Source organism: Pseudomonas sp. T8 (assembly GCF_024610635.1).
GTDB lineage: Bacteria > Pseudomonadota > Gammaproteobacteria > Pseudomonadales > Pseudomonadaceae > Aquipseudomonas > Aquipseudomonas chlororaphis_I.
The window spans coordinates 3,258,647-3,274,898 of sequence record NZ_CP102374.1; the positions used below are offsets into that span (position 1 = coordinate 3,258,647).

General features: G+C 61.2%; 13 protein-coding genes. 9 read left to right on the top strand and 4 right to left on the bottom strand.

All coding sequences use genetic code 11. From position 1 onward, the window contains the following. Nucleotides 1–202 precede the first annotated feature (202 nt). Both NRG23_RS14695 and NRG23_RS14700 read left to right on the top strand, forming a co-directional pair. A complete protein-coding gene (locus NRG23_RS14695; protein ID WP_257374925.1) occupies nt 203–1,840 on the top strand; it encodes a phospholipase in 1,638 nt (545 codons plus the stop codon). Between the two features lie 13 nt (nt 1,841–1,853). Beyond that, nucleotides 1,854–2,045, top strand: a complete 192-nt coding sequence (locus NRG23_RS14700) for a hypothetical protein (RefSeq protein WP_009046977.1) — start codon at nt 1,854–1,856, stop codon at nt 2,043–2,045. A gap of 223 nt (nt 2,046–2,268) precedes the next feature. Here NRG23_RS14700 and NRG23_RS14705 read toward each other — a convergent pair whose 3' ends face one another. From NRG23_RS14705 to NRG23_RS14720, 4 genes are all read right to left on the bottom strand, one after another. Continuing rightward, the gene (locus NRG23_RS14705; RefSeq protein WP_009042168.1) at nt 2,269–3,018 is read right to left on the bottom strand and encodes a FadR/GntR family transcriptional regulator; all 750 of its coding nucleotides are present in this window, start codon (nt 3,016–3,018) and stop codon (nt 2,269–2,271) included. Between the two features lie 67 nt (nt 3,019–3,085). Then, nucleotides 3,086–4,813: an ABC transporter ATP-binding protein/permease gene (locus tag NRG23_RS14710; RefSeq protein ID WP_257374929.1), complete on the bottom strand. Its 1,728-nt coding sequence runs from the start codon at nt 4,811–4,813 to the stop codon at nt 3,086–3,088. Between the two features lie 97 nt (nt 4,814–4,910). Continuing rightward, complete coding sequence (locus tag NRG23_RS14715) at nt 4,911–5,471, bottom strand: response regulator transcription factor (protein ID WP_009046975.1); 561 nt, start codon at nt 5,469–5,471, stop codon at nt 4,911–4,913. Continuing rightward, nucleotides 5,464–6,726, bottom strand: coding sequence for an ATP-binding protein (locus NRG23_RS14720; protein WP_009046974.1), 1,263 nt, complete (start codon nt 6,724–6,726; stop codon nt 5,464–5,466). Before NRG23_RS14720 ends, NRG23_RS14715 begins: the two co-directional genes overlap by 8 nt. A gap of 400 nt (nt 6,727–7,126) precedes the next feature. On the opposite strand from NRG23_RS14720, the gene NRG23_RS14725 reads away from it, so the two are divergent. From NRG23_RS14725 to NRG23_RS14755, 7 genes are all read left to right on the top strand, one after another. Beyond that, on the top strand, nt 7,127–7,843 hold the full coding sequence (locus NRG23_RS14725) for an SIMPL domain-containing protein (protein WP_009046973.1): 717 nt from the start codon (nt 7,127–7,129) through the stop codon (nt 7,841–7,843). A gap of 214 nt (nt 7,844–8,057) precedes the next feature. Next, complete coding sequence (locus NRG23_RS14730) at nt 8,058–8,621, top strand: helix-turn-helix domain-containing protein (RefSeq protein ID WP_009046972.1); 564 nt, start codon at nt 8,058–8,060, stop codon at nt 8,619–8,621. Between the two features lie 263 nt (nt 8,622–8,884). After that, on the top strand, nt 8,885–9,322 hold the full coding sequence (locus tag NRG23_RS14735) for a hypothetical protein (RefSeq protein WP_028681663.1): 438 nt from the start codon (nt 8,885–8,887) through the stop codon (nt 9,320–9,322). A gap of 113 nt (nt 9,323–9,435) precedes the next feature. Continuing rightward, nucleotides 9,436–11,061: an ABC transporter substrate-binding protein gene (locus NRG23_RS14740; protein ID WP_009046971.1), complete on the top strand. Its 1,626-nt coding sequence runs from the start codon at nt 9,436–9,438 to the stop codon at nt 11,059–11,061. Nucleotides 11,062–11,366: 305 nt separating this feature from the next. Next, on the top strand, nt 11,367–12,968 hold the full coding sequence (locus NRG23_RS14745) for an ABC transporter substrate-binding protein (protein WP_257374935.1): 1,602 nt from the start codon (nt 11,367–11,369) through the stop codon (nt 12,966–12,968). Between the two features lie 171 nt (nt 12,969–13,139). Continuing rightward, on the top strand, nt 13,140–14,561 hold the full coding sequence (locus tag NRG23_RS14750) for an OprD family porin (protein ID WP_257374937.1): 1,422 nt from the start codon (nt 13,140–13,142) through the stop codon (nt 14,559–14,561). Nucleotides 14,562–14,642: 81 nt separating this feature from the next. Beyond that, nucleotides 14,643–16,238, top strand: a complete 1,596-nt coding sequence (locus tag NRG23_RS14755; RefSeq protein WP_096373074.1) for an ABC transporter substrate-binding protein — start codon at nt 14,643–14,645, stop codon at nt 16,236–16,238. The last annotated feature ends 14 nt before the right edge of the window (nt 16,239–16,252 follow it).

Below are 16,252 nucleotides of genomic sequence, written 5' to 3' on the forward strand. Positions count from 1 at the left end.
AAACACATCAGCCTTGGCCGAAGTTGTAAGTCATCGTACAACTTAAAAAGCAATCGTCAACAGCAATTCGTCAGCCACCGCCAAAATACGCGGCAAAAAATACCTGCTTGACGGGTCAGGATTTTGCTTTATGCTCGCAAAACAACTGTATATACATACAGCTGTATTTTTGAAATACCTACGACATATCAAGGAGCTAGAAATGTCAGGTCTACACACTCAGCAGCGGGAACAGCTGCAGCACAAAAGCCAGATCGTTGCCGATCTGGACAGCCTTTTCAGCGAACGCGGCATTGCCATTTCCGGTGACGGCGACCATCTGGTACTGATCGCCGACGGTCATCACACCATCAAGTATCACAAGCCCGGGATCCTCCCCGCGGCACCGGGCAAAAACCTCAAGGCCCTTCCCCAGCTGCGTTTCGAGGGTGGCGAGCACACCGCCATCGGCGACGCCACCCTGTTGCGTTTCGTCAAGGACGCCCCCGGTGTTCCGGCCTGGCAGGTCGAATTGCACCTGCCCAACGGCCTGGCCCTGACCTACGGCCAGGTGGTGGCGCTGGGTGGCGATTTTTATGGCATCCCCGACCAGCCGATCTGCGAAGGCGCGACGCCGGTGGATCGTTTGCAGCGTTTTACCGCCGCGTTCAACTCGCTTGCCGTGTTGCCGGCGGCCAAGGACGAGGCGAAACAGATTCTCGCGGTGATGCAGAAGGAAATCGCCGCCGCCAACCAGGCGCTCAAGGACGGCCGACAACCTCACGAGGCGTATGACGCCCTGGGAGATACGTTGTCCGAAGAGTGGAACAAGATCACCGGCGGCGGCAGTTTCGTCTCGGCGCTGTTCCCCCTCGGTCGCTACCTGAAGCTGGCGGCCAACAATGCCGACCATTTCGGCGAATGGGCGCTGCTGGCCTATATCGCCGGGCACACCGCGGCCCTGCAGCAGGCGGTGCTGGCGCACAAGAACGCCGACGAGAAGCAGCTGGAACTGGCCTACGCCATGAACGCCTTCGCCGATCACTTCCTCACCGACCTGTTCTCCGCCGGCCATGTGCGGGTACCGCGCAAGCAGCTGGCGGCGGTGGTCACGCCGAGCGACCTGGGTTCGCTGATCACCCGCTTCATGCACGACGAAGACAGCAAGTTCGGCCTCAACGTCAGCAACGCCCAGGGCGACCGCTGGCATGCCTATGGCGACAAGCGTTATTTCGACACCATCGACAGCAACAACCGCAAGCAGGTCAAGCTGGCGGTGCAGCGCTCGGCGGACGAGATTTTCGAAAGCTACCTCAGCGGAACGGCCCCGACGCCCGGCAACTTCACGGCGCTGAAGCTGCTGCCGGACCTGAACGCTGCCAAGAGCGGCAACTTTTCACCGCTGTTCGTGATGCAGGGCGACAAGGTGCTGCGACGCAGCGACGTGAACAACCTGAACGATACCAAGACCATCGACAACTGGTGGGGCTGGAGCACTTACCTGCTGCTCAAGGACTACAAGCCCAACAAGCCGGCGGGCTACCTGGAAGCACCGACGCTTGCCCCGAGCATCCAGGCCAATAGCTGGCAGAGCCAGGCACCCAGCGAACCCAACTGGTTGCCGGGCAATGCCGTGCGTTATGCCTTCAGCTACACCAACGGTTTGAACGAGTCGTACATCGGCCCCTGGTCCGCCTACGCCGAACTGAGCGACCGCTTCCAGCCAACCCTGAATGTGCCGGTGGATACCGGCAGCGGTTCCAGCGGGCGTAACCTCTTTCGCCAGTTCCGCGGCGGCTCGCCGGAGTTGATCGCCTCGATCGACAAGACCGCCACCACCTACATCGACCGCAATGCCTGATAAGGACATCGACATGGCTATCAATCTGACTCTAGAACTGGCCTCTGGCCAATCCCTGCAGGGCGCGCCCCTGGAACTGCTGGTCAACGGCGCTCCCGTCGCGCGGGCAACCGTCGACCAGCAAGGGCGCGTGGCTTTCGATGCCAAGCCCGCTGCCGGGCAACTGGCCGTGAGGGTGGACCGCTCGATTCTCAAAGGCCGCTAAAAGCAGCACGAGCACGCTTCGCCCCTACCGAAGACGAACAGTGTTTCTGTAGGAGCGAGCGGGCGGCGATCCGACTTGCCAGCGATAAAGGCTGCCCAGGCGATGATTTTCTGCCGGCAGAACAGCGCTAGCCCTTTAGGACGCTGCTACGCATTCGATGGAAAGCCTGCTCGCGACAGCCGACAACAGGCGCCAAACCTCCCCGGTCTGGCGCCTGTTGCATTTACCCGCGCTGCGCTTCTGCCTCTTCATGGGCATGGCGCAGCCGTTCGCGGCTGTTGGTCAGGTGCAGGCGCATGGCCGCTCGGGCCGCATCCGAATCCTGGCGGGCAATGGCTTCATAGATTTCTTCGTGTTCACGGCTCAGGCGGCTCATGTAGTGCTGCTGATCGTCGTGGGCCAGGCGCGCCGAATTCAGGCGGGTGCGCGGAATGATGCTGGTCCCCAGGTGCGTCATGATGTCGGTGAAATAGCGGTTGCCCGTGGCCAGGGCAATCTGCAGGTGGAACTGGAAATCCGAGGCCACCGCATCGCTGTCGTGGGCCGCGCTTTCATTGAGGGCATCCAGCGCCGCGCGCATCGCCGCCAGTTGCTCGGTGCTGCGCCGCTGCGCGGCCAGCCCGGCCGACTCCACTTCCAGGCTGATGCGCAGTTCCAGGATCGCCAGCACATCGCGCAAGGTCACCACGGTCGCCGGATCGATCCTGAAGCCGCTCGGGCTCGGCGTGTCGAGCACAAAGGTGCCGATGCCGTGGCGGGTTTCCACCTGGCCCGCGGCCTGCAACCGGGAAATGGCTTCGCGCACCACGGTCCGGCTGACGCCATGGGCCTCCATGATCGCCGACTCGGTGGGCAACTTGTCACCGCGCTTGAGCTGACCGTCGCGAATCTGCTCCGACAGCACGGTCACCAGTTCCTGGGCGAGGCTACGGCGCTTGCGTGGAAGGCGGGGCGCCGTGTTCTGGTTGTCCATGGTGAAGATCTTTCTCCGAAAACTGATGACGCATCATAGCTCAGCCAAGTTGTACGATCACTGTTGACTACACCGTCACCGCCTGGTCGACCAGATGCCCGCGCTCGATGCGGATGTGCCGCGGGTGGAAACGCTTGAGGCTGCTGCGATGCCCGACGCTGACAATGCTCAGCCCCGGAAGCTGGTCGATCAGCGCCTGGTACAGGGTCGCCTCGTCTTCTTCGTCCATGGCCGAGGTGGCCTCATCCATGTACAGCCATTGCGGCGCATAGAGCAACGCACGGGCAAAGGCCAGGCGTTGCTGCTCGCCCGGGGACAACATGCGCTGCCAGTGATTGCTCTCGTCCAGGCGGGACACCAGGTGCGGCAGGCGGCAGGTTTCCAGCACCTGTGCATAACGCTCCTGCGGGTAGGTATCGCCCGACTGTGGATAACTCAAGGCTTCACGCAGGCTGCCGATCGGCAGGTAAGGCTTCTGCGGCAGGAACAGATAACGCTCGGCAGGCATGCGGATGCTGCCGTGACCGGCCGGCCAGAGCCGCCCCATCGCCCGCAGCAGGGTACTCTTGCCGCTGCCGGAGCGGCCACCGAGCATCAGCCGTTCGCCGGGGCTCACGGTCATCTCGGCACCGGCCAACAGGTGCCGACCATCCGCCAGATCCAGGCCGAGGTTATGCACTTGCAGGGTTTCGCCCTGGTTCTGCACGTCGATGGCGGGCGCGCGCTCTTCGTTTTCGCTCATGGCCTGGCGGAAGCTCAGCAGACGGTCGCAAGTGGCGCGCCATGCCGCGAGCTCGGAATAGGCGGTGATGAACCAGCTGAAGTTCTCCTGGACGTTGCCGAATGCCGAGTTGATCTGCATCAGCTCACCCAGCTCGATCTTGCCTGTCAGGTAACGGGGGGCCGCGACGATGAAGGGGAAAATGATCGCGATCTGGCCGTAGCCCGAGGTGAAGAAGGTCAGGCGCTTGGACACTTTCATGATGTCCCAGAAGTTGTGCCAGACCATGCCGAAGCGAGCGCTCAAGCGTTTGTTCTCGTTCGGCTCGCCGTCATACAGGGCGATGCTCTCGGCGTTCTCGCGCACGCGCACCATGGAGAAACGCAGGTCCGCCTCGAAACGTTGTTGGTTGTTGTTCAAGCCGATCAAGCGTCGACCGATCAGGTGGGTCAGCCAGCTGCCGACGGCGGCGTACACCAGGGCGCACCAGAACATGTAGCCGGGAATGGTGTAGCCGAAGACTTCGATACTGCCCGACACGCCCCACAGGATGATCGAGAACGACACCAGGCTGACCACGGTCCGCAGCAGGCCCAGGGCGAGCCCCAGGGTATTGCTGGTGAAACTGTTGAGGTCTTCGGAAATCCGCTGGTCCGGGTTATCGGTGTAGCCGCCCTGCTCCAGCTGGTAGTAATTCTTGTGGCCCAACCAGCGGGCGAAGTGTTTTTCCGTGATCCAGGCGCGCCAGCGGATGGTCAGCATCTGGGTCAGGTAGAGCCGGTAGACCGCGGCCAGGATGGCCACCGCGGCAATCCCGCAGAAATACAGGATCAGTTGCCAGAAGGCTGCTTCATCCTTCCTTTGCAGGGCGTTGTAGAAGTCCTTGTACCAGCTGTTGACCCACACCGAGATCGCCACGCTGAACAGGGTCAGGGCGACCACCGCGAACAGCAGCAGCCAGGCCTTGCCCTTCTCCTCGCTGCGCCAGTAAGGCGTAGTCATTTCCCAGACACGACGGAAAAACTGCCCGCGCACAGTATCGTTGACCGCGGAATACTCAGCGTTCTGATTCATCATCAAGGCTCGATTGTGATAAGGACAAGCATCGAGCCGATCATAGAGGATCGGCTCGCTTTTTCACTCGTCCCGAGGACATTCGTTCAGTCGCGGTTCAGCGACGAACCGGGCGCTTCTGCAACTTGCGCTGCAGCGTTCGGCGGTGCATGCCCAGGGCGCGGGCAGTGGCGGAGATATTGCCTTCGTGTTCGGTCAGCACCCGCTGGATATGCTCCCATTGCAGGCGGTCCACCGACATCGGGTTTTCCGGCACCAGGGTGTCGAGGTCGGCGTGCTCGGAGAGCAGCGCGGCCAGCACGTCATCGGCGTCGGCCGGCTTGCACAGGTAGTTGCAGGCGCCGCGCTTGATCGCTTCGACCGCGGTGGCGATGCTCGAATAGCCGGTGAGGATCACCACGCGCATTTCCGGGTCGAGCTCGAGCAGCTTGGGCAGCAGCACCAGGCCGGAGTCGCCGTCCATCTTCAGGTCCAGCGCGGCGAAGTCCGGCAGGTCCTGCTGGGCGAGGGCCAGGCCTTCCTCGGCGGAACCTGCGGTGCTGACGCGAAAGCCGCGACGGCTCATGGCCCGCGCCATCACCCGGGTGAAGGTGGCGTCGTCATCCACCAGCAACAGATGCGGCAGTTCTTCGCCTTCGACTTGGATTTCGTCACTCATGTTGGTCTCCTCGGGCGCCGTGGGGCAGACGCAGCTCGGTGAGCGTGCCGCCTTCCTCATGACTGTAGAGTTTCACTGAGCCGCCGGCGCGTGTCACGCTGGCTTTGCTCAAAAACAGGCCCAGGCCGAAACCTTTGCCCTTGGTGGTAAAAAACGGTTTGCCGATCTGCTCGGCGATGGCCAGCGGCACACCGGCGCCGTGGTCGCGAATGCTGATGGTCAGGGTCTCGGCGTCCCAATCCAGTTGCACTTCCAGCCCTTCCGGACAGGCGTCGGCGGCATTGTTCAGCAGGTTGAGCAGCGCCTGGGTCAGGTCCGGCGGCGGCGCTACCCGCGGCATCGGGCCCTGGCCCAGCAACTGGAAACGATAGGTGGCTTCGGGGCGCATCAGGTGCCAGCGGTTCAGCGCTTCATCGAGCCAGACGGTGACATCCTGCATTTCCACGGCCATCCGGCGGTTGGCCTCGGCGGCGCGCACCAGTTGCTGCAGGGTTTCCTTGCACAGCTTGACCTGATCCTGGAGCACGCCCAGGTCATCCTGCAGCAGCGGGTCGAGGTTGTCCTGGCGCATTTCCTTGAGCAGCACGCTCATGGTCGCCAGGGGCGTTCCCAGTTCGTGGGCGGCGCCAGCGGCCTGGGTCGCGACAGCCAGCAACTGCTGGTCGCGCAGGCCCTCTTCGCGGCGGATCGCCCGCAGTTCCTCCTGGCGTCGCAGCTCCTCGGCCATCCTCGCGGCGAAGAAGGTGATCACCGCCGCAGCCAGGGCGAAGCTCAGCCACATCCCGTAGATCTGCAGGTTTTCCCGGGCGATGGGGAAAGTCTGCAGCGGGTAGAACTGCGCCAGCAGCAAGGTGTACATGGTCAGCGCGATGCCGGAAAGGACCACCGAGTAGCGCCATGGCAAGGTCACGGCGGCGATGGTCAGCGGCACCAGGTAATAGGAGACGAAGGGGTTGGTCGAACCGCCGGAGAAATACAGCAGGGCACTGTGGATAAACAGGTCACAGGCCAGTTGCACGGCATATTCCAGCTCGGTGACCGGCCACGAGGTGCGCAGGCGAATGGCGGTGAAGGCGCAGAGAATCAGCGACAGGCCCAGGGTGACAGCCAGTTGCAGCCAGGGCAGCGGCAGCAGGTCGAACCAGTAGGCGAGCCCCACCGAACCGGCCTGAGCGGCCAGAACCAGGATGCGGATGAAAGTCAGACGCCAGAGGTTCTGGCGAGTGGCGGAAAGCAGTTGTACGGGGGCGAGCATGAGCTCTCCTGATGAGCGCTCCAGGCGGATCGCGACGAGTATAACCAAGCAGCGGCCCAGACAGGCAAAACTGCGGCAAACCGCCACAGTCTTGGGCAACGGCCAATCGCAGGCAAGCCTTGCCTGCACAAGCACCATTTGCCTGTAGGAGCGAGGCTTGCCCGCGATAGAGCGCAAGGCGCTCGCCATCCCCATCCCGGAGTCCGACTCGCGAACAGATTGCGACTGCTGCGCAGTCGAGCGCAGGCTTCGCCAGCGGCTACCAAAGCCCCCGCACTTGGTATTGGGTAATAGATGTATAGAAGTTGTTAACGGGCCGAACCAGACAATAAAAGCTAGAGTCTGATGGTTTCACGCAGGCTGGGACCCAATACCTGCGGACCGTACTCAAGGAGTTTTCATGCATACATTCAGTCGCAGCGCCGCCCTTCTCGCCCTCAGCGCCGGCACCCTCGCCAGCCTGCCGGCCGTGGCCGCCGATGAGCTTCATTACAACCAGATCTCCCTGCGCGCCGAAGTCAGTCAGGAAGTGGCCCGCGACCTGATGATCGTCACCCTCTACAGCGAATCGCAGAACGCCGACCCGGCCAAGCTCGCCGCGGAAATCACCACCACCATGAACAAGGCCCTGGGCCAGGCACGCCAGGTCAAGGACATCACCTTGCGCCAGGGCAGCCGCAACAGCTACCCGATCTACGACACCAAGGGCCAGAAGATCACCGGCTGGCGTGAACGCGCCGAGCTGCGCCTGGAAAGCTCGGACTTCGCCGCGCTGTCCAAGCTCACTGGCGAACTGCTGACTGATCTGAAAATGGGTGGCATGGACTTCGCCATCGCCGATCCGACCCGCAAGGCCAGCGAAGACAAGCTGCTCAAGGAAGCGGTCGACGCCTTCAAGGCACGCGCGCAACTGACCACCGAAGCGCTGGGCGGCAAGGGCTACAAGATCGTCAACCTGAACCTCAACAGCAACGGTTATCCACAGCCGTACCTGCGTGGCCAGATGATGATGAAAGCCGCGGGCATGGATGCGGCGCCGGTCACTCCGGAAGTCGAAGCCGGTACCAGCCAGGTCAGCATGACCGCCGATGGCTCGATCGAAGTGCTGATGCAGTAACGTTTTCCCTGCCTTCCGAAACGGCGGTAACCTCCAGCAAAATCAGGTTACCGCCTTTTTTCTACCCTCTATTTCAACCCGAGCCTGAGGGCCTCGCCTTGGGGGGCTGAACTCGGCCAGGTCGGTGATGCTAAAGTTACCGACCTCGGTCGCCCATCAGACGTCATTGATGTCCACCGGGTATACTGCGCCTTTCCTATAAGAGTCTCTCCAAATGACCGCAGATCGCATCGGCGAACGCCTGCGTCGCTATCGCCGCGCCGCCAAGAAAACCCTGCGCCAGATCGCCAGCGAATCCGGTCTGACCGCCAGTTTTCTCTCCCAGGCGGAACGCAATCTCACCGGAGTCTCGATCTCCTCCCTGGTCAACATTGCCAAGTCTCTGAACGTTCCGCTGAACGCCCTCTTCGACCAGCCGACCCAGGCCCAACCCGACTCCCACGACGGCAAGCGGGTGCGCTACACCATCGAAGGCCAGCCCCTGTCCTACGAGCGGCTGTCCAGTTCCTTTCCCGGCAACCTGATCAACGCGGTGAAGATGAACATACCGGTGGGCTACCAGTCGGAACTGATTTCCCATGATGGCGCCGAGTTCTCCTACGTTCTTGCGGGGCAGATTGTCTACACCATCGAGGGGCAGCAGTATCCCCTCGGCGTCGGCGACTCGGTGCACTTCGACTCGACCAAACCGCACTACCTGGCTAACGCCGGCAACGACCCGGCAGAAGTATTGACCGTCACGACCATGGGGCTGTTCGACGACCATTCAGCGGCCTGAAACCCGGCCCATGGTCGCCTGCGCAACCTCACAGACACCCTGTGCGCAAGAGAAATGTTAGTCACGCTTAATTTTCGTTGACCACGATTTCAGCATGACTTAATTTCGGCATCGGCGAATCGTCAATCAACCACATAACAAGCGATCGCCGTCGCCACACAGGGTCCATGGGGGTGCATCCATTCCCCATAGAAGGCGAGTTGTCCCGGCCCACAAGGCCAATCCTCAGATGCGCCCCAGAAAAAGAAAAAATTGAGGTTTGCATGCGTAAGACCTTTCCGCTCCAGGTTTGGCAGACAGCGGGGCTGATCCTCGGCGTCCCACCGTCACACGCCACCCGCAACCTCCACAGTGACAACTTCACTGCGAGCCACAACGTCAACACCGCCGACGATGTGCTGTTCACCCGCCATCGCCTGCAAGATCCCGGGCATCCGTTCTCCACGGCCTCCCTCAGCAAGCCGCTCTACTTCATCCGGTCAACCCAATGCGCCCAACATTTGCGCCAGACAGGCCAGGCCAGGCGGCTCAACCAGAAGCCAGTCGACACCCGCTCCAGCGACGCACCAATCGGAGGCACGGTTCGCCCTGGATGCCCCGCAAGAAGGCAACCCATGCACCAGAAAAAGCCAGCGCATACGGTCAAATTCGTCAATATTTATACAAATGCGTCATTCCTGTACGTTCGTTCCACTCCTTGATACTTGTGACAGCCCCGCATCTTGCATTGGGTATGGGGCCTGCATAAGTATCGGCGGGTCGACTCATAAGGTCGCCCTCTACACCAAAAATGACAACAAATCATGAGGCCACCATGTTCAAACAAGCAGTCATTCCGCTTTTAGTCAGCGCCGGCTTGCTCGCCAGCGCACCCTTCGCCCAGGCAGCGACTAACCTGGTGTTCTGCTCCGAAGGGAGCCCGGCCGGTTTCGACCCAGGCCAGTACACCACCGGAACCGACTTCGACGCCTCAGCAGAAACCATCTTCAACCGTCTCAGCCAGTTCGAGCGTGGCGGCACCGCCGTCGTTCCTGGCCTGGCGACCAGTTGGGACATTTCCGACGATGGCCTGACCTACACCTTCCATCTGCGCGATGGGGTGAAATTCCACACCACGCCGTACTTCAAGCCGACCCGTGATTTCAACGCCGACGACGTGCTCTTCACGTTCAACCGCATGCTCGACAAGGACATGCCGTTCCGCAAGGCGTACCCGACCGAATTCCCTTACTTCACCGACATGGGGATGGACACCAACATCACCAAGGTCGAGAAAGTCGACGACAAGACCGTCAAGTTCACCCTGAAAACCGTAGACGCCGCGTTCATCCAGAACCTGGCGATGAGCTTCGCCTCCATCCAGTCCGCCGAGTACGCCGACCAGCTGCTCAAGGAAGGCAAGCCGGGCGACATCAACCAGAAGCCGATCGGCACTGGCCCGTTCGTGTTCAAGAGCTACCAGAAAGACTCCAACATCCGTTACACCGGCAACAAGGAGTACTGGAAGCCTGAGGACGTGAAGATCGACAACCTGATCTTCGCCATCACCACCGACCCGTCGGTACGCATCCAGAAGCTGAAAAAGAACGAATGCCAGGTCACCCTGTTCCCACGTCCGGCCGACCTCAAGGCCCTGGGCGAGGACAAGACCCTCAAGCTGCCGCAGCAGGCCGGCTTCAACCTCGGCTACATCGCCTACAACGTGATGCCTGTGCTCAAGGGCCGCACTGACGCCAACCCACTGGCCGACCTCAAGGTCCGTCAGGCGCTGGACATGGCGGTGAACAAGCAGCAGATCATCGACTCGGTCTACCAGGGCGCGGGCCAGCTGGCGGTCAACGCCATGCCACCGACCCAGTGGTCCTATGACGACACCATCAAGGATGCCAAGTACGACCCTGAGAAAGCCAAGGCGCTGCTCAAGGAAGCCGGCATCAAGGAAGGCACCCAGATCACCCTGTGGGCCATGCCGGTGCAGCGTCCGTACAACCCGAACGCCAAGCTGATGGCTGAAATGCTGCAGTCCGACTGGGCGAAGATCGGCCTGAAGGTCAACATCGTCAGCTACGAATGGGGCGAGTACATCAAGCGTTCCAAGGGCGGCGAGAACCAGGCGATGATCATCGGCTGGAGCGGCGACAATGGTGACCCGGACAACTGGCTCGGCACCCTGTTCGGCTGCGACGCCATGAACGGCAACAACTTCTCCAAATGGTGCGACAAGCCGTACGACGCACTGATCAAGCAAGCCAAGGCCACCCCGGACGTGGCCAAACGCACCGAGCTGTACAAGCAGGCGCAACACCTCCTCAAAGACCAAGTCCCGATGACACCTATCGCCCACTCGACGGTGTTCCAACCCATGCGCGCCAACGTGCAGGACTTCAAGATCAGCCCCTTTGGTCTGAACTCGTTCTACGGCGTCAGCATCAGCAAATAAGGGTCTGCAACGGCGACGTCACCTGATGTCGCCGTTGCCTTACCTGCCAGGACTGCCGGAACTCGAACGCTCTTCCTCTTGCTGCGCCCCATCGTGGTGAGTACGGGCATTTCGGAAGTTCCCTACATGTCTTTCAGGCTCTTTGGCATTTACTACCCATGCGGCGACCCCTACCGTCAAAGCATGGAGTGGTGCATCCATTGCCCGGCATTTGCTGCAAGCGAGACTTGGGATCAATGACATGACCGCCTCCGGATGGGGCGACTGCTCATCGATCAAAACAATAAAAAGGGAGAGGGAGCGTCATGCGTCATTCTCTGGTTTTATCCGCCCTGTTGGGCACCGGTCTGTTGACCGCAACCTCCGCCAGCCTGGCGGCCAGCAACAGCCTGGTGTTCTGCTCCGAAGGCAGCCCGGCCGGTTTCGACACCGCGCAATACACCACCGCCACCGACAACGACGCGGCGGAGCCGCTGTACAACCGCCTGGCGGAGTTCGAAAAAGGCGCGACCAATGTGGTGCCTGGCCTGGCCACCCGCTGGGATATTTCCGCGGACGGCCTGCAGTACACCTTCCACCTGCGCGAAGGGGTGAAGTTCCACACCACGCCGTACTTCAAGCCGACGCGTGATTTCAACGCCGACGACGTGCTCTTCACCTTCAACCGCATGCTCGATGCCGAGCACCCTTTCCGTAAGGCCTACCCGACCGAGTTTCCCTACTTCAACGGGATGAGCCTGAACAAGAACATCGCCAAGGTCGAGAAGACCGGGCCGCTGACCGTGGTGATGACCCTGAACTCGGTGGACGCCGCGTTCATCCAGAACATCGCCATGAGCTTCGCCGCGATCCTCTCGGCCGAATACGCCAACCAGTTGCTCACGTCCGGCAAGCCCAGCGAGATCAACCAGAAGCCGGTCGGCACCGGGCCGTTCGTGTTCAAGAGCTACCAGAAAGACTCGAACATCCGCTACACCGCCAACAAGCAGTACTGGGACCCGAGCCGGGTCAAGCTCGACCAACTGATTTTCGCCATCAACACCGATGCCTCGGTGCGCGTACAGAAGCTCAAGGCCGGCGAATGCCAGGTCACCCTGCACCCGCGGCCAGCCGATGTCGAAGCGCTGAAAAAAGACCCGAAACTGCAACTGATCGAAAAGCCCGGCTTCAACCTCGGCTACATCGCCTACAACGTTCGCCACAAGCCCTTCGACCAGCTCGAAGTGCGCCAGGCGCTGGACATGGCGGTGAACAAGCAAGGCATCCTCAACGCCGTGTACCAGGGCGCAGGCCAGCTGGCGGTCAACGCCATGCCGCCGACCCAGTGGTCCTACGACACCAGCATCAAGGACGCCGCCTACAACCCGCAAAAGGCCCGTGAGCTGCTCAAGGCCGCCGGGGTCAAGGAAGGCACGGAAATCACCCTCTGGGCCATGCCCGTGCAACGTCCCTACAACCCCAACGCCAAGCTGATGGCCGAAATGCTCCAGTCCGACTGGGGCAAGATCGGCCTGAAAGTGAAGATCGTCAGCTACGAATGGGGCGAGTACATCAAGCGCATCAAGAATGGCGAGCACGACATCAGCCTGATCGGCTGGACCGGCGACAACGGTGACCCGGACAACTGGCTCGGCACCCTGTACAGCTGCGACGCCATTGGCGGCAACAACTACTCCATGTGGTGCGACCCGCAGTACGACAAGCTGATCAAGCAGGCCAAGATCGTCACCGATCGCGAACAGCGCACGGTGCTCTACCAACAGGCCCAGCAGTTGCTCAAGCAGCAGGTGCCGATCACCCCTGTCGCCCACTCGACGGTCAACCAGCCGTTGAGCGCCAAAGTCGAAGGATTCAAGGTCAGCCCTTTCGGCCGCAACGTGTTCTCGGGCGTCAGCATCGACCAATAAATGATTAGCCAGGCCGCTGGGGGCGATATTCGCCCCCACGCAAATTTGTTGCCTGAATTCGGCGCTCACGCCTCATGCAAACGTTTGCGATGCCTTGAATGAGTTGTAAAGCAAAAGCCGGTCAACCAAAAAGACCGGCATAAAAATAAAGAAAGCAAAGGAGCTTCACCCATGAAACCGAGCAACACCGCGTTACTGGCCCTGGCCATCAGCAGCATCACGGCCATGGCCCATGCGGAAAGCGTGAGCCAGGAATTCGTTCCGACGACCCTGGCCGGTACCAACGCCCAAAGCGAAGCCAAGGGTTTCATTGACGGACAGAGCCTTGGGGGCACCACCCGCAACTGGTACGCCAATGAACTGAAGCGTCGTGACGACACCTTCAGCTACAAGAAAAACAGCGTCAAAAACGATCCCACTGCACCCAAGACCCCGACCGCCCGGCGTATCAACTGGGTCCAGGGCACCATCCTCAACTACACCTCGGGTTTCACCCAGGGCACCGTTGGCGTCAGCACCGAAGTGGCTGCCTACAACGCCATCGCGCTGGACCGTGATCGCAAGGACATTGCCGGTGGCTCCAACCGTACCCTGGCGGACTCCAACGGCGACGCGGTAGATCAGTGGAGCAAACTGGGCCTGGCCAACGTCAAGTTCCGGGTATCGAATACCACGCTGACCGCCGGTCGCCAGAACTTCAGCACCCCGATCATCGACGTCATCGGCAACCGTGCGCTGCCTTCCAGCTTTGAAGGCATCAGCCTGCACAGCGAAGAACTGAACAACCTGTCGTTCGACCTGGCCGGCTTCGACCGCGTTTCGCCACGAAGCGAACAGAGCCTGTCGAAATTCCGTACCGAGTACTCCGCCACCGGCGTGGAAACCGACAAGGTCTACACCGCAGGTGTGAACTACCAGCCGTTCAAGAGCCTGAAGACCAGCCTGTATGGCGCCAAGGTCGAAGACTTCTGGAACCAGTACTACTTCGGCGCCACCCACGAACTGGGCGACAGCCAGGTGCTGAGCCTGACCACCGGCCTGAACTACTACAAGACCGTCGACGAAGGCAAAAAGTTGATGGGCGAGATCGACAACGACACCTACTCGCTGTCGCTCGGCCTGGCTCACCAGGCGCACAGCCTGACCTTCTCCTACCAGGAAGTGAACGGTAACGAGTACTTCGACTACCTGCACGAAACCAACGGTATCTACCTGGCCAACTCCCTGCTTTCGGACTTCAACAGCCCGAACGAGAAATCCTTCCAGATCGCCTACGGCCTCAACATGGCCGAATACGGTGTGCCAGGCCTGAAGTTCAACATCTACCAGGCGCGTGGCTGGGGCATTGACGGTACCCATTACCGCGGCACCGCTTACACCGACCCGGGCGCCCAGCGTGGCGACCTGAGCCTGATGGATGGCGAAACCCACTACGAATACGGCATTGGCGCGTCTTATGCCGTCCAGAGTGGTCCGCTCAAGGCCACCGCCATTCGTGCGACCTACACTACGCACCGGGCCAGCGAACACCAGGCCGACGGCAACATCAACGAGTTCCGTCTGGTCACCACCATCCCGTTCAACATTCTCTAAAAACACACCGGCTGGTTGGCGAATTCATGATGAATTCGCCATTCCAGCTACTCTGGTTCAACCGATTGCAGAGGGTTCTAGATGAAAATGCTATCCCTGAGAGCGGCCATCGCTGCCGCACTGCTGAGCGTCGCCGCAGGCGTCTCGGCCAAGCCCTTGGTGGTCTGTACCGAAGCCAGCCCGGAAGGCTTCGATATGGTCCAGTACACGACTGCAGTCACTGCCGACGCGGTGGCGGAAACCATCTTCAACCGCCTGGTGGACTTCAAGCCCGGCACCACGGACATCGAGCCGGCCCTGGCCGAGTCCTGGGAGATCAGCCCGGACGGCCTGACCTACACCTTCCACCTGCGCAAAGGCGTCAAGTTCCACAGCACCGATTACTTCACGCCGACCCGCGAGATGAACGCCGACGACGTGCTCTGGAGTTTCCAGCGCCAGCTGGACCCGAAACACCCGTGGCATGACAAGTCCAGCGTGGGCTTCCCCTATTTCGAGAGCATGGGCTTCAAGGAGCTGCTCAAAAGCGTCGAGAAAACCGACGACCACACCGTGGTCTTCACCCTGACCCGTCGCGAAGCACCGTTCCTGGCCGACGTGGCCATGGCCTTCGCCTCGATCTTCCCGGCCGAATACGCCGACCAGCTGCTCAAGGCCGGCAAGCCCGGCGACCTCAACAGCAAGCCGATCGGCACCGGCCCGTTCATCTTCCAGCGCTACGCCAAGGACGCCCAGGTGCGGTTCAAGGCCAACCCGGACTACTTCCGTGGCAAGCCGCCAGCCGACGCGCTGATCCTGGCGATCACCACCGATAACAACGTGCGCCTGCAGAAGCTCAAGGCCAACGAGTGCCAGGTCGCCCTGTATCCGAAACCCGACGACATCCCGAGCATCAAGGCCGACGCCAACCTGAAGGTCGACGACCTGGCCGCCATGACCGTGGGCTACGTAGCCCTGAACACCACCAAGAAATACATGAGCGACCCGCGTGTCCGTCAGGCCATCAACATCGCCTTCGACAAGGAAGCCTACGTCAACAGCCTGTACGGCAAGGGCAACGCGGTGGTCGGCACCGGCCCCTACCCGCCGACCCTGCTGGGCTTCAACGCCAGCCTGGGTAACCCGGCCCGCGACCTGGACAAGGCCCGCGCCCTGATCAAGGAAGCCGGCGTGCCGGAAGGCACGGTCTTCACCCTGTTCACCCGCAACGGCGGTGGCCCGACCAACCCCAACCCGCTGCTCGGCGCGCAGATGATGCAGTCCGACCTGGCGAAGATCGGCCTCAAGATCGATATCCGCGTCATGGAATGGGGCGAGATGCTCAAGCGCGCCAAGAACGGCGAGCACGACATGGTTTCCGCCGGCTGGGCGGGGGATAACGGGGACCCGGACAACTTCCTGACCCCCAACCTCAGTTGCGAGGCCGCCAAAAACGGCGAAAACTACGCTCGCTGGTGCAATAAAGCGTTCCAGAGCCTGATCGATCAGGCCCGCGCCGAGTCCGAGCCGGCCAAACGGACCGCACTCTATGAACAGGCCCAGGACATTTTCGACAAGGAACAACCCTGGATCCCCATGGCCTATCCGAAAATGTTCACCGCAATGCGCAAGAACGTCGAGGGCTACCACCAGAGCCCCCTGACCACCAACAACTTCGCTACCACCCAGGTGAAGTAGATAAGAAACGCCCG